Origin of the sequence: Alloscardovia criceti DSM 17774, from assembly GCF_000376885.1 — a bacterium.
Lineage (GTDB): Bacteria > Actinomycetota > Actinomycetes > Actinomycetales > Bifidobacteriaceae > Alloscardovia > Alloscardovia criceti.
Genome location: NZ_AQXR01000007.1, coordinates 44,227 through 66,446 on the forward strand (window position 1 = coordinate 44,227; position 22,220 = coordinate 66,446).

Genomic DNA, 22,220 nt, shown 5'->3' on the forward strand with positions numbered 1-22,220 from the left:
GGTCGAGATTTATGGAAAAACTTACAATTTTTACGGGAACGGACGTGCCACTCAGGCGCTCCAGCGTGGATACGGATCAGATTATCCCAGCCGTCTTCCTCAAGCGTGTGACGCGTTCGGGCTTCGAAGATGCACTCTTTTATGCATGGCGCAGGGATCCAAAGTTTGTGCTCAATCAGGACGCGTATAAGAACGGTTCCGTGCTGGTCGTCGGACCAGATTTTGGTATCGGCTCCTCGCGCGAGCATGCCGTGTGGGCTTTGCATGATTATGGCTTCCGCGTAGTTATCGCCCCTCGTTTTGCGGATATTTTCTATGGCAACACAGCAAAAAACGGTGTGCTAGCGGCGCTCATGCCGATGGAATCCATCGAATTGCTCTGGAAACTCCTGGAAGAAGAACCAGGCACCTCCATTACGGTGAATCTGGAAAATCGAACCGTCACTTGCGCAGACGTCACTTTGCCGTTTGAGGTCGATGATTACGTGCGCTGGAGACTTATGAATGGCTACGATGACATCGATCTGACGCTTCAGCATGAAGAGGATATCGAGGCTTACGAAAAAATGCGTGCGGAAAAATTCCCGTTCAAACCAAAGACTATTCCGGCCTTGACGACGCCGTCTGAGCCCGTGTCTTCGGCTCCAGAAGTGACCGTGCCATGGGACGGGCCGTTGTCGGATAGACAGTAGCCGCAAATACAAGACTTGCCACAAGCAGGAACCAGGTTGTGCTCGCCACAAGTGAGCGCAACCTTTTTTATGCACGTAAAGTGGAATGGTGCAACCCAACAATGGAAAATAGTGCTCTGCTATTAAACTAAAGGCAAGTATGTCCGAGCTGGCATAGTTGAGCTTGCAAATTGAGATGGAGTACGCATGAGCAGCACGCCTTTTTACGATGTTTCCTTAACGTATGAGGACAATTACGCACGCGGACCTTTTGGCGATTTTACAGCGGACGCGCTCGGCGCGCAGACCGGCACAACACCACTGCCGGAAACGCCGCGCTTCGAGTTCTTCGGGCAGAAAGTCAACACACCGTTTGGCATCCCAGCCGGTCCACTGCTCAACGAGCACTTTACCACCGCGGCTTTTCGTGCAGGATTTGATATCGCTACCTATAAAACCGTGCGCTCTCGCGCCTGGGGATGCAATCCATTCCCGAATGTGCTGTCCGTGCACCCCGTATCGGCGGACGGCTCCTTAAGCGCAGACTCGGACGAAGCCATCCAGGGTTTGCTGGCGGATACGAATTTTGCAGAACCCCGTAAGATTTCTATTTCCAATTCTTTCGGTGTGCCGAGCCAAGACCCGGACGTATGGCAGCCGGATATGAAAAAAGCTATCGACAATGCAGGCTCTGGGCAGCTGCTTCTCGCCAGCTTCCAAGGCTCACGCACAGCAGATATGACTGAAGAGCAGTACATTCAAGACCACGTCACCACGGCGCGTTTGGTGCGTGAAACGGGCGCACAAGTTATAGAAATGAATACGAGCTGCCCAAACGAAGGCAAGGGTCGCCTGCTGTGCCACAATCCAGAACTCGTGGGACGCATCACCGAGGCTGTGAAGAACGAAATTGGCGATATTCCTCTTATCATCAAGCTCGCCTACATGCCTGACGATGCCAGCGCGGCCACTATGATCCGTCACACGGCGGCACGCCACACGGTTCAAGGTTTTGCCACGATTAACACCATTTCGGCGAAACTCGTGGATAAGCAGGGACAGCAAGCGCTACCGGGCGAAGGCCGTGAAACCTCGGGCGTATGCGGTGCGGCTATTAAAAAATCGGGTCTCGATATGGTGGCACGTATGATGCGCGTCCAAGAGCAGTTCGGCATCGATACATCTCAGTGCGCAGTCGTCGCCGTGGGTGGTGTAATGTCCGCAGAGGATTATGCGCAATACCGCCAGCTCGGTGCGCGCGCTGTGATGAGTGCCACCGGCGCCATGTGGAACGCGCATTTAGGGGAGGAAATTCGCGCCTACGAATTTCGCAACTAAGGCGTAAAAACCCCGTGATCGAAAGAATTCGCAATTTTCAGCAATTATCTGAAAATACGTACGGACTCATACGTGGGCATACGCCGGGCAACTATGCTCACAGCTTGTATTCACAGCACAAGCACAATCTTTATGACACACTAGTATAAAAGAATTATCAGGAAAAATTCCAAGAGAAAGCATGAACATGACACGCGAAGATGATGTTTTGCACGTAGTGGGCGGCAAGCCACTGGGCGGCGAAATTAAAGTGCGCGGCGCGAAGAATCTTGTTTCCAAGGCTATGGTCGCAGCATTGCTGGCTCCAGGCACTTCCGTGCTGAAGAATGTGCCAGAAATCCGCGATGTTCAAGTGGTTTCAGACTTATTACGCTTGCATGGCGTTCATACCGATGTCAACGGAGCTACCGGTGTGGTAACCATCGATGCAAGTCACGTAGAAATGCCAGCCGTAGCGGATGTGGAAACATTATCCGGTTCTTCACGCATTCCTATCCTCTTTTCTGGTCCACTTTTGCACCGTTTGGGCGAGGCCTTCATCCCGACTTTGGGCGGGTGCCGTATTGGCGACAGGCCTATCGACTTCCATCTGGACACCCTGCGCAAGCTGGGTGCGGTAGTGGATAAAGAGCATGAGGATGGCATTCATATCACCGCACCTAATGGACTGCGTGGCGCGAAAATTCATCTTCCTTACCCATCCGTAGGTGCAACCGAGCAGACCTTGCTCGCTGCTGTGCTAGCCGAGGGCAAAACAGAGCTTTCCGGCGCGGCTATCGAACCAGAAATTATGGATCTCATCGCCATTTTGCAGAAGATGGGTGCCATTATTTCCGTGGATGTGGACCGTACCATCCGCATTGAAGGCGTCAAAGAGCTCAAGGGATACACGCATACTGCGTTGACTGACCGCATCGAGGCTGCTTCGTGGGCAGCGGCGGCATTGGCCACGCGCGGCGACATCTTCGTCAAGGGCGCTACCCAGCCTGAAATGATGACCTTCCTGAATGTATATCGCAAGATTGGCGGCGAATTTGACGTCACGGACGAGGGCATCCGCTTCTGGCATCCAGGTGGAGATTTGAAGCCAGTGGCCATCGAAACCGATGTTCATCCAGGATTTATGACGGACTGGCAGCAGCCATTAGTGGTGGCGCTCACTCAGGCGAAGGGCCTGTCTATCGTGCACGAAACCGTGTATGAGAATCGCTTCGGCTTTACCGAACCATTGGTGAAGATGGGTGCTACCGTTCAGCTCTATCGCGAGTGCTTGGGTTCGCTCCCATGCCGTTTCGAGCAGCATAATTTCGAGCATTCCGCCGTTATTTTCGGTCAAACGCCATTGGAAGGTCGCGATATCGATGTACCGGATTTGCGTGGCGGCTTCTCGCACTTGATTGCAGCCCTGACCGCAAAGGGCGAGTCCAATGTGCGCGGCATTTCCCTGATCGACCGCGGATATGCGGATTTCCGCGGCAAGTTGACAGCCTTGGGTGCTGATTTCGACTAAAACATACGAAAACGTCCAGCCTTACCACAGTGTAAAGGCTGGACGTTTTGCTTTGCGTGTGGTCGTATGTTGAACGGATGTATAGAATAGAGCCTATGGTATCTCGCGGAAAACCAAGTCCAGGAAAATCTGTACCACCACTGAGTACTGCACAGGTGCGTCGATTGGCGCAAAAGCATCATCTCAGTGATCCTTTAGAATACTTGCCAACGGGTGTGCCTCGCGTCAATAATGAGGCGGAAATCTCTGCCCAGAATCCTAAGAAAACCAAGCGATTGCTAGATATGATTTCTTGGGTGGCACGCACCCGTATGAAGGCCTATGCGTGGGGACTGGAAAACGTACCAGAAGAAGGCGTGTTCATCACCGCCGCCACACATATCACGCAATTCGACGTCTTCGTACCCATGTGTGGGCTCTTCCACCAGGGACGCCGACCACGCTATATGGCCAAGGCAGAATTGGCACGCGTACCAATCCTGGGAAATTGGTTTAAAGCCGTTGGCATGCAGCCGGTACCGCGTCGCAGCGGTAAAGCAGACGCCATCGTGCACGAATCCGTGCGCATCCTCACAGAAGATCACCGCCCACTGACCATTTGGCCAGAAGGCACCCTGACCAGAGATCCTCAAAAATGGCCGATGAGCCTCAAAGAGGGCATGGCCATCATTGCACTAGAAACCTCACGCCGTTTAGGCAAACAAGTGCCGCTCTTCGTGTCAGCTACGTGGGGTGCAGCCAGCATCAATCATTTTTTCCCTTGGCCACGCAAAAACGTCGTCATGGCATACGATAAGCAGCTGGACTACGCGGATTTGCTCAAAGGCTTTGAAAATTGGGGAGAATTTGGCGCACCGAAGGAAGCCATAGCAGAGCTTACCGAGCGTGTGGTCAGCCGTATGGAAGTGCTCATGGAAGAAATTCGCGGCGAAAAAATGCCGAAGCAAGGCCGATGGGACTTCAGAAGCATGAGTAGAAAGCCACGCCCTGCACGACCAAACCAGATCAACAAGACTTCACAAACTGAGAAAAACACAGACGCATCAAGCACAACACAGCAATAAAGGAGTAACTCATGACACGTGTAACCGTACTAGGAGCTGGAGCATGGGGAACTGCTTTTGGCCAAGTGCTTGCGGATGCTGGCAATGATGTCACCATGTGGGCCATCGAGTCCGAAATCGTGGATGCCATCAATACTACGCACACCAACCCTGTACGCCTACCTATTGTAGAAAAATTGCCTGACAATATGCGCGCAACCGGCGATAGGAAAGAAGCTGTGCAGGATGCCGACATCATCATCGTTTCCATCGCAGCACAATTCGCCCGCGTCGCCTTAACAGAATTCAAAGACCTCATCCCTGACAATGCCATCGTGGTGTCCCTGATGAAGGGCATCGAACGCAACACGGATAAGCGTATGGATGAAGTCGTTACCGAAGCCCTCGACCTGCCGATGGAGCGCTTCGCTGCACTGTCTGGACCAAACCTATCCAAAGAAGTGGCCCAGCGCCAACCAGCCGCAGCCGTCGTCGCCTCTGTGGATGAGGCTGTAGCTCGTCGGGTAGCACAGGTCGCCACAAATGACTACTTCAAGGTCATGCCCAGCACTGATGTAGTGGGTGTAGAAATGTGCGGATCCTTGAAAAACGTGACTGCGCTCGCCGTGGGTATGGCTCGCGGAGCAGGTTACGGCGAAAATACGGCTGCCATGATTGTCACTTTGGGGTTGGCAGAATTAACCACCTTAGGCGAGGCTTTGGGTGCAAAGCCGGAAACATTCAGTGGCTTGGCGGGCGTGGGTGATCTCATCGCTACCTGTGGATCGCCTTTGAGCAGAAACTACACTTTTGGTGCAAACCTAGGCAAAGGCATGAGCGTAGAGGAAGCTACCAAGGCTTCAAATGGCGTAGCAGAAGGCGTGCCTACCACTGCAGCTGTGGTGGCTTTGGGCAAGCAGTATGGTGTGTCAACGCCGCTGGCGTCGGCCATGAATAGTGTGCTGGAAGATGGCATTTCTTGTGCACAAATGCTTCAAAAGCTTTTTGCCTAAGAACTCCGCCACTAAACTGTAATCGCTTGCAATCACTTGTAATCGCTCAACGGCTATTTCGAGCAAGGAAAACACCGTCCGCCTGTGTGTCTGTGTAAGTACCTGTGAGTAAAGTCTGTGCAGGCATATGTAGGCGGAACATCGAAGATGTGGAAGAAAATGACGCAAAAGAAAAATATTGTGGTCTTGTACGGCGGAAAAGCTGACGAACATTCTATTTCCTGCATTTCAACGGCAGGCGTACTCAACGCTTTAGACACGGAAAAATTTAACGCTATTCCTGTGGGCATTACCAAGCAGGGACAATGGATTGTAGGCGGCGAAGATCCACGCAACTGGTCCTTGGATGATTCCCAGAAGTCAGGCGCGCTGCCGGTAGTGGAAGCGACGGAAGGCTCACGCAGGGTAATTATCGATCCAGCTCGCGGCTCTGAGGGATTCCTCGCGCTGGATGCTCAGGGACAGGTGGAGACCCTTGGTCACATCGACGCTGTTTTCCCTGTGCTGCATGGCCCATACGGCGAGGATGGTACCGTACAAGGCCTGCTCGAAATGATGGGTGTGCCTTATGTGGGCTGCGGTGTGCTGGCATCCAGCGTGTGCATGGATAAGCATTACACGAAAGAAGTGCTGCGCCAGGCGGGCATTCGCGTGGCGGAAGGCTTTACACTGGACGCGCGCATCGAAGAGCAACGCACAGGTGCGTGGATTGCCGAGCAGGTACACAAGGCTGGACTGCAGTATCCGCTCTTTGTAAAACCATCGCGTGCAGGCTCCTCCTTTGGTGTGACCCGCGTAGACCGCGAAGAAGACGCTCAGAAGCAGATGCACAATCTGGAATTAGCCGTGGCTGAAGCGGCCGAGCACGATTGGCGAGTCCTCATTGAGCAGGGTGTCAACGGTCGCGAAATCGAATGTGCCGTGCTGGCTCCGCGTGCTGGTGAACAACCACGCGCCTCTTGGCCGGGCGAAGTGGTTATCGACGAGAGCAATACCACGGATTTCTACGATTTCGACAGCAAATACATGGATGCCTCCGCTTCTCACGTGGAAGTGCCAGCCCACTTGCCTGAGGAAACGCTCGCAAAAGTGCAAGAAGTGGCGGTGCGTGCCTTTAATGCCGTGGACGGCTTCGGCCTCAGTCGCGTGGATACTTTCGTCACACCGGATGGCGAAGTACTGGTCAATGAAATCAACACCATGCCAGGATTTACGCCAATTTCCATGTATTCTAAGGCCTGGGAAGCAACCGGATTGAGCTACAGCGAGCTCATTACGCAGTTGCTGGAAGGCGTTATCGCCCAGTAAGTTATCTGTACACAGTAAGGCCTTCCCCTGAACGAGGAAGGCCTTACTGATTTATGCGCCATGCTGGCTTATTTGTTGTCTGCATCTCCCTGGGCTGTATTGCCCGTATTGTGCTTGCCTGTGGTGCTTTGCGATTTCCTCGTGTGCGTATTCGTTGAAGACTTCGCCTGTGAATTTGCTTGAGCATTCGCTGAAGACTTGCTGCGCACATTCGCTCCCGAGGATGATCGAGCGACGGTTTGAATATTTTGAGTCTGCTCCGGATCTTTGTCTGCAAACGGCTTGAGAATTTTCGTCGATACCAAATCTGTATCCGCATGCAGTTCATCGTGCAGGTTAGTTAACGGATTCAAAGCCAGCGTTTCCGCGGTAGGAGGGGCAGACTCAGCCACGGCATCACCCGTCGCCAGATACGGCTTGCCTGCCAAAGCGCGCGCTGCAATATCATGAATTACCGGGAAAACCGTCTTTTCCTTGGCGTACAGCACCACGTTGGCTTCAATGCCATACGGCGTAAAACTCGTGATGCGCACGGTGGGTGTCGTGCCTTTGAGCGAGTAATTAATCGTCGCCGCCTCCACCGTCCGCACAATGTCAGCAATGGCCTTGCGCACATCAATATGCGCCTTCAAAACAATCGGCAAGGTCGTATACGCCTCATTGGCACGCAAAAGCTTTTCCAAACTCGAGGTGTTGAGCACCGAATTTGGTATCCAAATCTCGTTGCCGCCGCGCTTAATCACCACGGTATGACGCCAGTTCACGTCTTTAACCACGCCGCTGGTGCCATTAATAGAAATACGATCACCAGGCTTAACCACGCGACCGGCCATCAGACCAAAACCGCTGACGATATTGGAAATCGTGTCCTGCATACCCAGCGAAATCGCCACACCACCAATACCCAGAGCGGTAATGAGGGAATTTGCTTCAATGCCAAAAACGGGTTTCAGCACTATGACAAAAGCAACCGCCCAAATGGCCACACGCGTCACATTGATAAACAAGGTTGCGCTCGGAATAGGTGAACGGTCCAGCAGAGCATGCATCGCCTTCGCCACATAATGAGAAATAATGAGCGTGACGATGAGTGCCACCACAAAAAAGATCAGCCGATCCGTTTGGCTATTGACCCATTCAGAAATAAAATTGACAAAAGATTCCATGTTTGCTTCCACGATAGATGTTGTGCGAGTATCCTGGTTTTGAATGTACTGAGGTCAAGGGGAGAACTCAAGGCAGGACCACAGACTTTCACACTCATTCCATGCGTACGCATGTGCGGATACGGAATGAAAACATCGCGTGAAAATCCTGGTGTGATTTTCAGCTCTGAGTGGTTATGGTTTGCAAAGGTCTGCTATGTCATGTAACATATAAAAGTTGTTTGCTCTAGGTGGATTATGCCTGTCGGCTTGTTTGTCTAGATGCACGGAAGATGTGAGTTTTAGACTTAAACAAGCAGAGGAGACCATCATGGCAGCTCGTTGCGCAGTATGCGGTAAGGGTCCACAGACCGGTTATAGCGTATCGCATTCGCATATTCGTAATAAGCGTCGCTTCCTGCCAAACCTCCAGGCTGTGCGTACTACAGTAGATGGCGAAAACGTTCGCCTTCGCGTGTGCACCTCTTGCCTTAAGGCTGGTAAGGTTCAGCGTCGCGTGGCATAGTAGTGTCACAAAGCAGGCCCCGGGAGAAATCCTGGGGTTTTTTATTGCCTTTTTCTGTCTTTCTGTGGCACGCATGCGGTTGTGCGCGCGGGACGCGGGAGGATAAAATGCAAGAATACAACAATTACCAAAATAAGAATTATTGAAAACACAGTTAAGCAGGTGATGATGGTACATATACACGCAGCGACATCGTCTGTTTTAACGAATAAACGACGCATAGGTGCGCTGAAAAAACTCGGCATTACGACGCTGGAAGAGGGCTTGGATTATTATCCATTCCGTGTCACTGACCGTGTCCCCGTGAAAAAAATCGCAGAACTCGCCGTGGGCTTACCGGCTGCCGTCGTGGGCGAAATCTCTGCCGTCCACGTGCACTCCATGGCTTCGCGTTTCGGTTTTCGCGTGGAATTTGTGCTGCGCGATGAGTCGCGGGGCTTTACACGGCTCGTGTATTTTACGAAAAAGAAAAATTACGTCAGTTATTTAACGGCACGCATGTCAGAAGGCACACAGTTGGCCGTGCAAGGCGTACCGAGCGAATTTAATGGCGTGACGCAGTTTACTCATCCACTCACCTGCGTGGTAAAAGATACGGAAGGTAGAGGCGATGTGGAGAGCATCGAAGAGGCTATCGATAAGCTCAGTCGCCCGCGTCCGGTGTATCATGCCACGTCTAGCATTTCATCTGATCACATCCACGACTCCATCGTGAGTTTTCTCGAAGCCTTAGCAGGCACTACGCCGCTGGAGGGCGTAGCCGAGGATGGTGAGGCGCTGGAGCATATCATCGATGCGGAGGCGCTACACAAGGAGATTCCGGATGTCATACCGGAGGCGGTACGCCTCGATCAGGGGCTGATGCACAAGGCAGAGGCGTATATTGCTGTGCATGTGCCGCAATCAGAGCAGCATTTCCAGCAGGGGATAGCCACGCTGCGTTTTGAAGAGGCGCTCATTTCCCAGATGGCCATGGTCCTGACGCGCGGTGAAAATTCAGCCACACCAGCCTACGCGTGTGGCGACGAAGCAGGCATGGTGCAGCAACTCATAGATTCTTTGAGCTTCGAGCTGACCCAGGGGCAGCAGGAGGTTATCGCGGAAATTAGCCGCGATATGACTTCCGGGCATCCCATGAGTCGCTTACTGCAGGGCGAAGTGGGCTCCGGCAAGACCTTGGTAGCGGTCAGCGCCCTCCTGCGTGCGGTGGGATCGGATCAGCAGGCCGTGCTTGTGGCTCCGACACAGGTTTTGGCGCAGCAGCACTATGACACCTTGCGCAACATGTTTGACACGGCAGGACTAGAGGATGTGCCCGTCATCTTGCTGCGCGGCGGCTTAAAACTCGCAGAACGCAGGCGGGCGCTGGCTGCTGTGGCTTCGGGTGTGCCCTGCGTGGTAGTGGCAACGCATGCAGCCTTTACAAAGTCTTTCCAGGCGCCGCATCTGGCGGTCGTAGTCATCGATGAGCAGCATCGATTTGGTGTGGAACAACGCGAGGTGCTGCGCTCACGTACAAACGAGGAGGGCATGGTGCCGCATATGCTCATTATGACGGCTACGCCAATTCCGCGTTCGGCGGCCATGACCTGGTTTGGTAATTTGGATATTTCCTGGCTAACGGAGCTGCCGGGTGGTAGAAAGCCTATTCGTACCGTGCTGGTGCAAGAATCCGATGCGCAGACGATGCGCCAAGTTTTCATTCATGCGCGCAATCGCATCAACGCGGGTGAGCGGGTGTACGTCGTTTGTGCACGCATCGATGAGGGCGAAGATGCGGTGGATGAAAGCATGCAAAACTTTGTGGACAGCCAGTATGATGCCCAAACGGGTGAGCTCTTTGCCGAAACGAAGAAGCCATTGCATTCCGTGTATGAGATTCATGATCGTTTGCAGTCTTTGCCTCAGTTTGAAGGTGTTGACATCGCCACGTTGACCGGGCGGGACAGTGAGGACGAGAAAAACGCGGTAATGCGCAGGTTTTCCTCCGGAGAAACGCCTGTTGTGGTGGCGACCACCGTTATTGAAGTGGGGGTGGATGTGCCCGAAGCCAGCTGCATTATCGTCTTTGATGCAGAGCATTTTGGACTGTCGCAGCTTCACCAGCTCAGAGGCCGTGTGGGCCGTGGAGGCCGCCAATCGTGGGCCTTTATGATTCACAATGCCGAGCCGGATAGCATCGCAGAGCAGCGTTTGAAAGCCATCGAACACTCCTTGGACGGCGCCATTATTTCTCAAGCGGACCTAGAGCTCAGGGGAGCGGGCGATGTACTGGGCGACTCACAGTCCGGGTTGGCCTCGTCGTTTAAGCTTTTGCGCGTGGTGCACGATGCGGATATCATTATGCAGGCACGACAGGATGCTCAAGCGCTCTACGATGCAGATGCACAGTTGAAGGCCGAGCCACAGCTTAAGGGTGCTGTGCTGGACTTTATGCAAGACACATCGAGCTATTTAGCGAGCTAAACAGACGGGTAGGAAAGCGGTACATATGCGCATTATTGCGGGCCGATTCAAAGGGCAAACGATTTACACGCCGAAAAATGCTGCCACCACGCGTCCTACGACGGATAGGGCGAAGGAAGCCATTTTCTCGCATCTGGAAGCTACGGGCGTGCTGGAGGGTGCTCGTGTGGTCGATATTTATGCAGGCACAGGTGCGTTGGGTTTTGAAGCCCTGAGTCGCGGCGCATCCAGCGTAGTTTTTGTGGAGGCTCAGCCTCACATAGCGCAGCTCATCGCTAAAACTGCGCAAAATCTGCACGGTGCGGATGTATCGGCTCTTTCCGTGCGTGTGGTGCGCAGCAAGGCGGAAAAATTTACCGAACGCATGGCACAGCGAGACATGGTGCAGCGCAGCACTCGGGACGCTTTTGATCTGGTCTTTTTCGATCCGCCGTATGCGGTCAGTACTGATGCAGTCAACGAGCAAATCCGTCAGATCTCCACCGTGATGAGTCCAGAAGGCATTATCATGGTTGAGCGTTCTATCCGCTCCGAAGATATCGAAGCACCGGATGCGTGGCAGATATACCTCAAAAAAGATTATGGAGAAACAACTGTGTTTTATCTGGAGCAGGCTTAGTCGGCGAGCTTTTTCGGATGCTCACCGCTGACCTCCCAGCCTAATGCCATCAAGAATTTACGGTCTTGCTTATCTAGGGCATGGCAGTCCAGCTGTGCGATAATGTCGGGACGCAAGTCAGCAGTTCGGCGCAGCTGCTCATCTCTGCGGAATCGCTCAATTTTGGCGTGATGACCGCTCAGCAGGATGTCGGGCACATCCATACCGCGCCAGGAGGCGGGCTTCGTGTACTGACGGTGCTCTAGCAGGCCTTCAGCGCCCGTGTAGGACTCCTCCTCAATAGAGGCATGGTTGCCCATAAAACCGTCAATCAGACGCGTTGTCGCCTCAATCATCACGGATACAGCCACTTCACCACCGTTGAGCACGTAATCACCAATGGAGTACTCGCGCACATCATAGCCCTGAGCTTGGTAATACTGCGGCAGCCTGCCGTCATAACCTTCGTAACGTCCGCAACCAAAAATCAGATGCTCCGCCCGGCTCAGCTCCGTGGCATCCTTTTGTGTAAAGGTGGGAGCAGAAGGATTAGGAAAAACCAAAATCGCGTTGGACTGTGCACCGGTGCTCATATCGGCCTGATTGATGTCCTCTAAGGCATCAATGCTGAGTAAGTCATCGAGACAATTCGCCCATACTTCCGGCTTCATCACCATGCCGGCACCACCGCCCACCGGCGTATCATCCACACTGTGATGCACATCGTGCGTCCAATCGCGCAAATTATGCACGCTAAAATTCAGTAAGCCCTTGTCTTGAGCCTTTCCTAGCAGACTCAGATTGAGGACATCAAAATATTCAGGAAAAACAGAAACAATATCAATGCGCACGCACATCACCTTACACAGGATGAATTACAAGTTCAATAATCCTGCAGGAGGATCAATGAGGATATAGCCTTCCTCCACGTCTATGATAGGCACAATTTGCTCCACAAAAGGAATCAGGGCCGTTACGCCTTCGCTACGGCCATCCGTGCTCTCATCCCCATCGAGAGCAACTTCCAGCACATCTTGTGCCGTATTGTTGATCACGGCAGAAATCGTGCCAATGCGGTGGGCTTCTACGCCATCATAATCCGCCGCACGCGCCGCCTCAGGATCGTCCACGGTCAGCACTTCTAAGCCAACCAAGTCATCTAAGTACCAGCCCTCTTCTTCATCATCTGCGTCCTCGGTACCTTCAGATGAGCCGGCAGGGGAGGCGTTTTTATCAATAAATAAGTCTATGCCATTTAAGGCTTCGGACGCGTTGCGATCCGTCACACCGTCGAAGAGGAGAATCCAACGGCTTTTAAAATTACGCGATTTGAGGACGGTAAATTCCGTGCCCTCAGCGGTCAAAAGCACCGAACCCGGTGCAAATCGATGCACAGGGTCATCTGTAAAACTGCGAACATTCACTTCGCCCTTGAGACCCTGTGCTCGACCAATACGACAGACCCTCAACAACTTGCGCTGTCGAGGGTCTGTCTGTGTAAAATCAGCGGCGCACATCGATGATATCAATTCGAACGTTGTGATCTGCTATGGCTTGAACCACAGTACGGATAGCCGAAGCTGTGCGTCCTTGGCGGCCAATAACACGACCAATATCTTCAGGATTGACACGCACACGAATATGCTCTCCTCGAGCGGTGTCGTGTGACTTTACAGACACATCGTCAGGAAAATCTACGATGTTTTTAATCAAATGTTCTACCGCTTCAGTCAGCATGATTACTCAGCCTCTGCAGGTGCTTCAGTTTCTTCAGCATCGGATGCTTCTGCTGCTGCAGCTGCTTCAGCCTTAGCCTTTGCATCAGCTTCAGACTTTGCAGCCTTGAGCTTCTGAGCTTCATTATCTGCTGCTTCCACACGAGCAGCAGCATCTGGACCGCTTTCTGCGGTACGCAAAGTACCTTCAGCGCCTGGCAAGCCCTTGAACTTCTGCCAGTCACCTGTAATCTTGAGCAGGTTCAACACAGGCTCGGATGGCTGTGCGCCTACACCAAGCCAGTACTGTGCGCGCTCAGAATCAATCTGAATGAGGGAAGGCTGCTTGTTTGGATCGTATACACCGATCTCTTCAATAACCTTACCGTCGCGCTTTACGCGAGAATCTGCTACAACTACGCGATAGAATGCGTAGAACTTCTTACCGAAACGCTTCAAACGAATCTTAGTTGCCAAGATGGCTCTCCTTGTATCATAAGGGTGTTTATCTTGTCATCCGTGTGGGGCACGAAATCGTAGATAAACGTGTAACCCCGCGCGAATTGGATTTGAGGGCGCCAATGCGCGCAGATAACGTCCTCAATGATATACGAAAGACGGGATTTTTTCCACTCGAAACAGGGCTCGTGAGCAAGTTTTTCACAGCATGAGCCCGTGTAATACTGCTCGAGTGCGTGTGCAGAGGAAAAATGAACGAAATAGGCTGTGCTTTTCCCTACGCTTCACGCTGTGCGGCGACGATATCGTCCGCAATTACCCTATCCACGATGGCGTGAGGAATGTACTTGCTGTCGGACTGGAGCTCGTATTCACCATTGACCAGTTTGAGCTTACCCGTATGCGAAAAAGTCACATCAAAAGTCGAAGTGCCCGTGCGGCGAGCCACATGCGCATGCACGCCACTGGGATTCACATAATCCCATTCTTCCGAATAGGAGCGTGCCGTGTTCTTTTTCGCAACCATTGTAAGCCTTTCTGTATGCTAAAAATATGATCTGAGCATATTCTACGGCTTGAGACTGAAAATCCCGAATTGGAAATACTAAATCTTATTGCCATTCCAACGTCACGCGCAAGGCCTTGTGATCCGTACGGGGAATCCGCACAGTCGCCACCTCTTTCGCGCGCAATTCACGCGTATGAAGCACATGATCAATCTCAATCAACGGCGGTACAAAAGGCCACGAAGCAGGGAATGTGGGGTGAAAACCCGAATGACTTTCCAAGGAGGAATCGATTAAACCGGTATTAATCGTGGCACGCAGACTCGGGTGGAAGGTGCTGGAATTGAGATCACCCATAACCACGGTAGGCACACTGGCATCGGTGGCCAAAGTGCTCAGCTGTGCAATATCACGCTGCCACTGCTCGTTACTGCGATGCGGCGAGTACGGGTGCACAGACACCACACGCACACTAAAACCGTCAATATCCACATTCATCCACGGCGTATTCGAACCCATGTCGGTGAGCAAGGCGCCACCCGACTCGGTGACAGGATAGCGCGACCATACGGCGTTATAGCCCGCATTATCATGATCCGTTTTCTCGCCCAGCTGCTCATATTTCAGCTCCGACAAAATGCCATACTCATGCAAACGGCTGACGAATTCATCACTGACCTCTTGAGCTGCTAGCACATCAATCTGTTGGGTAGAAATTTCATGCATAATCGCACTGGCATCCGCCCTGCCATACAACGCATTCATAGTCAACACCTTCACACGCGGAGGCGTAGCGGCCAAGGAATGAGCAGATACGCTGGAATTCATAGTCTGACGCGGCGAGCCCAAAGCCGCAGCCACCGCATCGGGAACGGGCACAAGATACAAGGCCGCCCACGCCAGCTGCACGGCGAGCAAAACAACGCTCACCCAGAATTGCGCAGGATTTTTCAGCACTACACTCAGCACCGCAATGCCCACAAGCGGCACTATCAAGAGCGGAATCAGCGCGATGACATTTGGCAACGGCACAAACTTATCCATGCCCGCAGGCAGATAGCGAAGAAGCATCCACGCTGCAATCAAAATGAGAAGAAGCCAAAGAATCATAGTGCGCCTTTTCTGTAGTACTAGTTCTGCCTGTGATACCGGTGTCGCCCGAGTGGTTCGCGCTGCAAGGTGCTGGCGCGAGGTCGGCGAGGTAGGAGAAGGTGAACGATAAATTTTACCAGAACGACGTGGAGAAGATGTGGATTTTTTGATTTGAGAGGGGTGAGCGCGTGAAGAAGATGCAGAGGATGTCGCCGCCTTCGTGCTACGGCGCTTCGGTGTTGCGCCGGCGCGGCGAAGCAGCTCATTGCGTTGCTGGGTGCGCGCTCGCTGGGCTGAGGAGGCGGAAGATGCTGAGGAGGCGGAAGATGCAGAGGTGGCCGAAGACGTGGAGGTCTTACGCTTTGACTTTGACTTCGACTGTGTTGACTTTGAATGCGCGGGCTTCGAACCTGCAGGCTTTAACCGATTTGACGTCGATTTTACGGACTGCGAACGAGCCGAGGCAACTGAAGAAGCGCGCCTACGCGGAGTAGACGCGCTTGAGCGCTTCGAAGAACGAGGTGGCATATGAAACTACCGAATCCCTTAGGCTAGCTCTAGTTTCCTCCAAAGAGGTTGCCAAGACCGCCGAAGCCTTCTGGTAACTGAGGCATATTGCCCGGCAGTGCAGCATCCGGTTGCTTCATAAAGGAGGAACCCTGAGGAGCGGCTGGCTTCTTGCCGGACAAACGATCGCGCAAAGCCTGCTCTTCCTGAGCACGCTTCATAGGATTTCCGCTCTTGGAACGATTCTTTTTCTTCTGAGCGGCCTTGATTTTCTTGCCTTTGCGAGAATTTGCAGCCGGAGCTCCCATACCGAGAGCGCCACCCATGCCGGGCATACCCATGGAGCCGCCCATACGCTTCATCATCTTGGCAGCCTGCTCAAAACGCTGGAGCAAAGCATTCACCTGAGTCACGGTCACACCCGAACCATAGGCAATGCGTGCACGGCGCGAACCATTGATAATCGAAGGCTCGCGACGTTCCTGAGGTGTCATAGAGCGGATAATGGCCTCCGTACGATCAATTTCACGCTCATCAAACTGCTCAAGTTCCTTACGATGCGCCGCCATGCCTGGAATCATGCCCAAAAGCGATTTCATAGAGCCCAGCTTACGCACCTGCTGCAGCTGCTCCAGGAAGTCATCCAAGCCGAAGCTTCCCTCAGAAATCTTCGCGGCTGCCTCGCGTGCCTGCTGCTCATCGAACTGCTTTTGAGCCTGCTCGATGAGTGTGAGGATATCGCCCATATCGAGGATGCGCGAAGACATACGGTCTGGGTGGAAGACTTCGAAGTCCTTCAACCCTTCACCTGTGGAGGAGAAGAGAATAGGCTTGCCTGTGACGCTCGCCACCGACAGCGCAGCACCGCCGCGCGCATCGCCATCCACCTTAGAGAGCACTACGCCCGTAAAGTCCACGCCCTCATCGAAGGCCTTAGCCGTGGTAACGGCATCCTGACCAATCATGGCATCGATGACGAAGAGAATTTCATCTGGCTGTACAGCGTCGCGAATATTGCGCGCCTGCAGCATCAGCTCCTCATCCACGCCTAAACGACCCGCGGTATCGATAATGACCGTGTCATACATCTTCTGACGAGCGTAATCGATGGAATCGCGTGCCACCTTCACCGGATCTGCCGTATCGCGACCTGCCGTCGCCAATCCTGCAGCCACCGCTTCGGAGGATACGCCACGTTCCGGTGCGAAAACTTCTACGCCGGCACGTTCACCCACGATTTCCAACTGGTTCACTGCATTTGGACGCTGCAAATCGGCAGCTACTAACAGTGGTGTATGTCCGGCGTCTTTCAGCCAGTATCCCAGCTTTCCTGCCAGCGTCGTTTTACCCGCACCCTGCAAACCTGCCAGCATAATAACCGTCGGCGGATTCTTCGCAAAGTTCAGTGGACGATCCACGCCCGCACCCAAAATGCTGGTGAGCTCGTCATGGACGATGGACACCACCTGCTGTGCAGGGTTTAATGCTTCTGAAACTTCTGCGCCGAGAGCACGTTCACGGATGCGCGCCGTGAAAGAACGCACCACATCTACTGCGACATCAGCGTCCAGCAGAGCGCGACGAATTTCGCGGATAGTGCCGTCAATATCTGCTTCAGACAACTTACCCTTAGAACGCAGATTTTTAAACGCGTTAGATAGGCGGTCGGTGAGAGAACTGAATGTAGCCATAAGTCCTTATTCTTTCGGTTCTCGTTTTAGGAACGAGACAATTTCCACGTGGATCCTTGCGGACCATCTTCAATAGTAATACCTGCGTGGCTGAGCGTATCACGGATCGCATCAGCCCTTGCAAAATCTTTGGAAGCACGCGCCTGAGCACGAGCATCCAGCTGAGCGCGAATCAGCGCATCCAGTGCCTGATTTTCAGCGGAATCACCGTGTAATTCCTGCGCATTGGCATGCAGTACAGAAGCCCACTGCGCATTCAAAGGATCCAATCCTAAGGTGTCCAGCATAGCGCGCACGCGCGTAACCAGTTGTGCGGTGGCCTGAGTATCGCCCTGAGCGATAGCCGTATTGCCTTCGCGAATAGCACTGAAAATACTTGCCAGAGCGCCCGGTATGCTGAAATCATCATTCATCGCCTTGACAAAGTCGTCCGGTAAATCATCGGCACGCATGCCTGCAATATCCGCATCCGTAGGTAGAGCCATGCCGTTATCTGCCAGCAAGGTCTGTGCGCGTTCCAAGAAGCCGGTGACACGCTCATACGCTGCCTGCGCTTCTTGCAAGGTTTGGTCGCCCCATTCCAGCATGGACCGGTACTGCACGCTACCCAAAGCAAAACGCACCATCCACGGGTTGTAACCCACGAGCACGTTATCTAGGCTCAGACCATTGCCCAAAGACTTGCTCATCTTCTCACCCTTTTGGGTGACCCACGCCGAATGCATCCACACATGCGCAAAACCCCAGCCAGCCGCATGCGACTGAGCCACTTCGTTTTCGTGATGCGGGAAACGCAAATCCAATCCGCCACCATGGATATCAAAATCATCACCCAAATACTTATGACTCATAGCGGAGCATTCGATATGCCAGCCTGGGCGGCCCTTACCAAATGGCGTATCCCACTGTGCCGTTTGCGGATCCGTGTCCTTAGGCGCTTTCCACAAGGCGAAATCGCGAGGGGAGTGCTTATCTTCGGATAAATCAGCGGCGGTCAAAGGATTGTATTTATCCTCCCCAGCCTTATCCACAGAAGGCGCAGCAGACTCCACATCGGCATCCGCCTGTGTATCGCCCGCAGCCAAAGTGCCTGTTTCCTGGTGTGTGAGCTCACCGTACTGTGGCCAGCTCGGCACATCAAAGTACACATTGCCCGAAGGCGTACCATCCGGGTTCGGCACGATATACGCATGACCGCGATCGAGCAAACGCTGAATTAAATCAATCATTTCTGGCACGTGACCCGTAGCGCGCGGCTCGTATGTCGGTGCTAAAACACCCAAGGTGTTATACGCGTGCGTAAATTCCTGCTCATATATATAGGCACGTTGCCACCACTGCTGCCCCGCGGCGGCCGATTTATCCAGAATTTTATCGTCAATATCCGTGACATTGCGGATAAAGGTGACCTCATAGCCGAGCTTCATCATCCAACGGCGCACAATATCAAAAGCAACAGCAGCGCGCAGATGCCCCACATGGGGAGAGCTCTGCACAGTAGCACCACACACGTAAATCCCGACCTTGCCTGGATGAAGAGGCTCGAAGGGGATAATGCTGTGTGATGCCGTGTTATACACTTTCAGCGCGTGAGCGGCTTTCGAAATTGTGTCTGTCATACATACGAGATTATTAGCGTTGGCAGACAGATTACGCCTCTTTGTATAATAGTTTTCCGTTTGCTGAAAACACTATAGTCTCATGTACTTTCGTTAATGGCAGGTGGCACAATTAAAAGTATGACTGAAAGCTTCAAACCGTATGTTCTTATACTTCAGCATGCCTCATGGGAGCGGCCGGGACGGATTCTCGAAGCCACGGAGGAGGCAGGCTTGCCTGCGCGCATCGTAAGTATATGCGATGAAAAGAAGCCAGAACTTCCCAAACCAGACGAGTACTGCGGCGTCGTGCTCATGGGCGGGCCGATGGGTGCCTTAGATTTTGAGGAATATCCAGGTTTGAAGGCGGAGCACAAAATCGTTAAGGATGCAGTGGCGGCTAATAAGCCGGTGCTGGGCGTGTGTTTGGGCCATCAAATTATCGCTTCCGCGCTGGGTGGAAAAATTAAGAAGGCCAAAGAATCTGAAATCGGCTTTGGACACATCGATCGGGTGCAACGCCATGCTTACGCCCCGCTCGAGTCTACAGGAATGGACGTGCTGCATTGGCATAATGATGTCGTATCTGTGCCAGAGGAAGCGACCGTTATTGCGAAAAGTGATATGACGAAGGTGCAAGCCTTCGCTTATGGATCCGCTCTAGGCTTGCAATATCATTTGGAAGTTTCTCCAGCTATTTTGGATCAATGGCTCTCCACGCCAGAAATGGTGGAGGGGTTGAAAAAGGCTCAGATTAAGAAAATTCGAGAAGACTACGAAAAAAACGATGTCGTTATGCATCGCATTGCAGAAACCACTTTTTCCTCCTTTGCCGCGCGCTGTGCGACATACTCACGCGAGCTGATATTCCACGCCGAAAATGCGCAAAACGAGGCGGGAAAGAAATCTAGCAAGGGCAAGCAAAAGCAAAAGTAACGCCTGCAGGGTGATGGCAGCGTGTGTGCCTGACCTTGGATAATGCGCGTAAGAGCGCGCAAAAAAATGATAAAAGATATAAGAGGTAATTTGTGCCAGTTCATGATATTGGCTTAGAACACGTGTCGCTCGACTTTGCGACCAAAACCATCTTCCGCGACGTCACGCTGGGTGTTGTAGAAGGCGACCGCATCGGCATTGTGGGTAAAAACGGTGATGGAAAATCCACACTATTGCGCATTCTCAGCGGAGCGCAGCCCATCGATGCGGGCCGCGTCACCCGTCGCGGTGGCCTCACGCTTGGCATGCTAGACCAGCGGGACAGTCTCGATGACGATGCCACTGTGCGCCAAGAAGCCCTAGAAAATCGCGAAGAATACGAATGGGCAGCGGATGCTACCTCCCGCGGCATCGTGGAAACCTTGCTACGCGACATTCCCCTCGATGCCACCATCGGCCAACTCTCCGGTGGACAGCGCCGCCGCGTCGATTTGGCACGCCTGCTACTGCGTGACTGGGATATCCTCGTGCTCGACGAACCAACCAACCACCTCGATATGCCAACCATCCACTGGTTGGCCGCGCATATGAAGTCCCGCTGGTCGGACGGTGCCGGCGCCCTGCTCGTGGTGACTCATGATCGTTGGTTCCTCGATGAAGTGTGCACGCGCATGTGGGAAGTCCACGATGGTACTATTGATCCTTTTGAAGGTGGTTACTCGGCGTACATGATGCAACGCGTGGAGCGCGAACGCCAAGCTGACGTGGCAGAAACCAAGCGCCGCAACCTTGCCCGCAAAGAGCTTGCATGGTTGACGCGAGGAGCGCGCGCCCGCTCGACAAAACAGAAGTTCCATGTGAAAGCTGCTCGCGAACTCATCGCCGATGTGCCAGAGCCACGCAATACTGTAGAGCTCAAGGCTATGGCCACTTCGCGCCTGGGCAAGCAGGTGGTCGATCTCATCGATGTGACGCAGGTGTATGAGCAAATGCCCGATGAACTGACGCCGGATTCGGTGAGCGTAGATATCGTCGAAGATGATGCCAACGGCGTGCCGCAGACGCGCACTGTGACCGGCAAGCGCATTCTCGACAATGTGACGTGGCTCATTGGGCCGGGAGATCGTTTCGGCATTGTAGGCGCGAATGGTGTAGGAAAATCCACGCTGCTGCGCATTTTAGACGGTAGCCTTACGCCAACGGCAGGCCATGTGAATATTGGTAAAACGGTCAAATTCGCCGTGCTCTCCCAGCGTCTGGATGAGCTGGAAGAGCTGGGGCAGTACCGCGTCCAAGAAGTGCTGAGCCGTTACAAGCCGACGTATATCGTCGATGGCAAAGAAACTACACCCGGTCAGCTTATGGAAAGACTGGGCTTTGAGGCAGCTCAGCTGATGACACCTATTGCGGATCTGTCTGGTGGCCAAAAGCGCAGAATGCAGCTGCTGCTGATTTTGCTGGACGAGCCGAATGTGCTCATTATGGATGAGCCGGGCAATGATTTGGACACGGATATGCTCGCGGTCATGGAGGATTTGCTCGATACCTGGCCGGGCACTCTCATTGTGGTCTCACACGATGCGTATCTGCTCGAACGTGTGACGGATCATCAATTCGCGATTTTTGATGGCAAAATTCGTCATTTACCGGGCGGTGTCGATGATTATTTCCGCCTACTCGAGGGTCAAGAAGTGCCGGATAACCCGATTTCTGGGGGATTGGTGAGCACAGGTAATGCTTCGGTGCTGTCCTCGCAGAGCCAGGGGACAGACAGTGGGGCGGCGCAGCAGAGTGCTGCCGAGGAAAAGGCGCAACGCATAGCCAAACGTGAGGCCTCCAAGCGTATGAGCGCTATTGAACGCAAAATTTCCAAGTTACAAGATACTAAAGCGGAAATCGAAAAGTCCATGGCGGAGCACGATCCGAGCGATTTTGTGGGCTTAGGCAAGCTGAACGCAGATCTTGAACAGGTCCAAGCCGAAATCGACGATTTGGAAATGGAATGGTTAGAAAAAAGCGAAATCGTGGAAGGCTAATTCAACAGTTACATCCCTAGAAGAGTAGACCTCCTCATAAACGTAGTGGCGGTGTTGAGAAT

General features: G+C 53.1%; 21 protein-coding genes. 12 read left to right on the plus strand and 9 right to left on the minus strand.

Features of this window, described 5'->3' with window-relative positions; translation table 11 throughout:
- Positions 1–11: 11 nt before the first annotated feature.
- From leuD to D570_RS0101160, 6 genes are all read left to right on the plus strand, one after another.
- The gene (leuD, locus tag D570_RS0101135; protein WP_018142567.1) at positions 12–692 is read left to right on the plus strand and encodes a 3-isopropylmalate dehydratase small subunit; all 681 of its coding nucleotides are present in this window, start codon (positions 12–14) and stop codon (positions 690–692) included.
- Positions 693–878: 186 nt separating this feature from the next.
- The gene (locus D570_RS0101140) at positions 879–2,009 is read left to right on the plus strand and encodes a tRNA-dihydrouridine synthase (RefSeq protein WP_018142568.1); all 1,131 of its coding nucleotides are present in this window, start codon (positions 879–881) and stop codon (positions 2,007–2,009) included.
- A gap of 187 nt (positions 2,010–2,196) precedes the next feature.
- Complete coding sequence (gene murA / locus D570_RS0101145) at positions 2,197–3,519, plus strand: UDP-N-acetylglucosamine 1-carboxyvinyltransferase (protein WP_018142569.1); 1,323 nt, start codon at positions 2,197–2,199, stop codon at positions 3,517–3,519.
- 95 nt (positions 3,520–3,614) lie between these two features.
- Positions 3,615–4,583: a lysophospholipid acyltransferase family protein gene (locus D570_RS0101150; protein WP_018142570.1), complete on the plus strand. Its 969-nt coding sequence runs from the start codon at positions 3,615–3,617 to the stop codon at positions 4,581–4,583.
- 11 nt (positions 4,584–4,594) lie between these two features.
- Positions 4,595–5,575 carry an NAD(P)H-dependent glycerol-3-phosphate dehydrogenase gene (locus D570_RS0101155; RefSeq protein ID WP_018142571.1) on the plus strand — a complete coding sequence of 327 codons (981 nt, stop codon included), beginning with the start codon at positions 4,595–4,597 and terminating at the stop codon, positions 5,573–5,575.
- A 159-nt stretch (positions 5,576–5,734) separates the two neighbouring features.
- On the plus strand, positions 5,735–6,883 hold the full coding sequence (locus D570_RS0101160; protein ID WP_018142572.1) for a D-alanine--D-alanine ligase family protein: 1,149 nt from the start codon (positions 5,735–5,737) through the stop codon (positions 6,881–6,883).
- A 68-nt stretch (positions 6,884–6,951) separates the two neighbouring features.
- Here D570_RS0101160 and D570_RS08135 read toward each other — a convergent pair whose 3' ends face one another.
- Positions 6,952–8,049, minus strand: coding sequence for a mechanosensitive ion channel family protein (locus D570_RS08135; RefSeq protein WP_018142573.1), 1,098 nt, complete (start codon positions 8,047–8,049; stop codon positions 6,952–6,954).
- A gap of 310 nt (positions 8,050–8,359) precedes the next feature.
- Here D570_RS08135 and rpmB point away from each other — a divergent pair, with 310 nt between their 5' ends.
- The 3 genes from rpmB (at position 8,360) to rsmD (ending at position 11,639) form a co-directional block, all read left to right on the plus strand.
- The gene (gene rpmB, locus D570_RS0101170; protein WP_018142574.1) at positions 8,360–8,554 is read left to right on the plus strand and encodes a 50S ribosomal protein L28; all 195 of its coding nucleotides are present in this window, start codon (positions 8,360–8,362) and stop codon (positions 8,552–8,554) included.
- Positions 8,555–8,722: 168 nt separating this feature from the next.
- Positions 8,723–11,020 carry an ATP-dependent DNA helicase RecG gene (locus D570_RS0101175; RefSeq protein WP_018142575.1) on the plus strand — a complete coding sequence of 766 codons (2,298 nt, stop codon included), beginning with the start codon at positions 8,723–8,725 and terminating at the stop codon, positions 11,018–11,020.
- A gap of 25 nt (positions 11,021–11,045) precedes the next feature.
- Positions 11,046–11,639 carry a 16S rRNA (guanine(966)-N(2))-methyltransferase RsmD gene (gene rsmD, locus D570_RS0101180; protein ID WP_018142576.1) on the plus strand — a complete coding sequence of 198 codons (594 nt, stop codon included), beginning with the start codon at positions 11,046–11,048 and terminating at the stop codon, positions 11,637–11,639.
- Here rsmD and trmD read toward each other — a convergent pair.
- The 6 genes from trmD to D570_RS0101215 all read right to left on the minus strand — a co-directional run bounded on the left by trmD (position 11,636) and on the right by D570_RS0101215 (position 15,408).
- The gene (trmD, locus tag D570_RS0101185; protein ID WP_018142577.1) at positions 11,636–12,475 is read right to left on the minus strand and encodes a tRNA (guanosine(37)-N1)-methyltransferase TrmD; all 840 of its coding nucleotides are present in this window, start codon (positions 12,473–12,475) and stop codon (positions 11,636–11,638) included. The two genes, rsmD and trmD, sit on opposite strands and share 4 nt — an antisense overlap.
- An 18-nt stretch (positions 12,476–12,493) precedes the next feature.
- Complete coding sequence (gene rimM / locus D570_RS0101190) at positions 12,494–13,135, minus strand: ribosome maturation factor RimM (RefSeq protein WP_018142578.1); 642 nt, start codon at positions 13,133–13,135, stop codon at positions 12,494–12,496.
- On the minus strand, positions 13,122–13,355 hold the full coding sequence (locus D570_RS0101195) for an RNA-binding protein (RefSeq protein ID WP_018142579.1): 234 nt from the start codon (positions 13,353–13,355) through the stop codon (positions 13,122–13,124). The genes rimM and D570_RS0101195 overlap by 14 nt, the downstream gene beginning before the upstream one ends.
- Positions 13,356–13,357: 2 nt before the next feature.
- The gene (gene rpsP, locus D570_RS0101200) at positions 13,358–13,810 is read right to left on the minus strand and encodes a 30S ribosomal protein S16 (protein WP_018142580.1); all 453 of its coding nucleotides are present in this window, start codon (positions 13,808–13,810) and stop codon (positions 13,358–13,360) included.
- A gap of 259 nt (positions 13,811–14,069) precedes the next feature.
- Positions 14,070–14,318, minus strand: coding sequence for a hypothetical protein (locus tag D570_RS0101210; protein ID WP_018142582.1), 249 nt, complete (start codon positions 14,316–14,318; stop codon positions 14,070–14,072).
- A gap of 85 nt (positions 14,319–14,403) precedes the next feature.
- The gene (locus D570_RS0101215) at positions 14,404–15,408 is read right to left on the minus strand and encodes an endonuclease/exonuclease/phosphatase family protein (RefSeq protein WP_018142583.1); all 1,005 of its coding nucleotides are present in this window, start codon (positions 15,406–15,408) and stop codon (positions 14,404–14,406) included.
- 247 nt (positions 15,409–15,655) lie between these two features.
- On the opposite strand from D570_RS0101215, the gene D570_RS09455 reads away from it, so the two are divergent.
- On the plus strand, positions 15,656–15,922 hold the full coding sequence (locus tag D570_RS09455) for a hypothetical protein (protein WP_169331207.1): 267 nt from the start codon (positions 15,656–15,658) through the stop codon (positions 15,920–15,922).
- Between the two features lie 25 nt (positions 15,923–15,947).
- On the opposite strand, the gene ffh is transcribed toward D570_RS09455, so the two are convergent.
- A complete protein-coding gene (gene ffh, locus D570_RS0101225; RefSeq protein ID WP_018142585.1) occupies positions 15,948–17,588 on the minus strand; it encodes a signal recognition particle protein in 1,641 nt (546 codons plus the stop codon).
- Between the two features lie 26 nt (positions 17,589–17,614).
- Positions 17,615–19,207 (minus strand): cysteine--tRNA ligase, encoded by a 1,593-nt coding sequence (gene cysS / locus D570_RS0101230; protein WP_018142586.1) that lies wholly within the window; start codon positions 19,205–19,207, stop codon positions 17,615–17,617.
- Positions 19,208–19,327: 120 nt separating this feature from the next.
- Here cysS and D570_RS08140 point away from each other — a divergent pair, with 120 nt between their 5' ends.
- Together D570_RS08140 and D570_RS0101240 are read left to right on the plus strand one after the other, a co-directional pair.
- Positions 19,328–20,122, plus strand: a complete 795-nt coding sequence (locus D570_RS08140) for a type 1 glutamine amidotransferase (RefSeq protein WP_083907359.1) — start codon at positions 19,328–19,330, stop codon at positions 20,120–20,122.
- 92 nt (positions 20,123–20,214) lie between these two features.
- Positions 20,215–22,158, plus strand: coding sequence for an ABC-F family ATP-binding cassette domain-containing protein (locus D570_RS0101240; protein WP_018142588.1), 1,944 nt, complete (start codon positions 20,215–20,217; stop codon positions 22,156–22,158).
- The last annotated feature ends 62 nt before the right edge of the window (positions 22,159–22,220 follow it).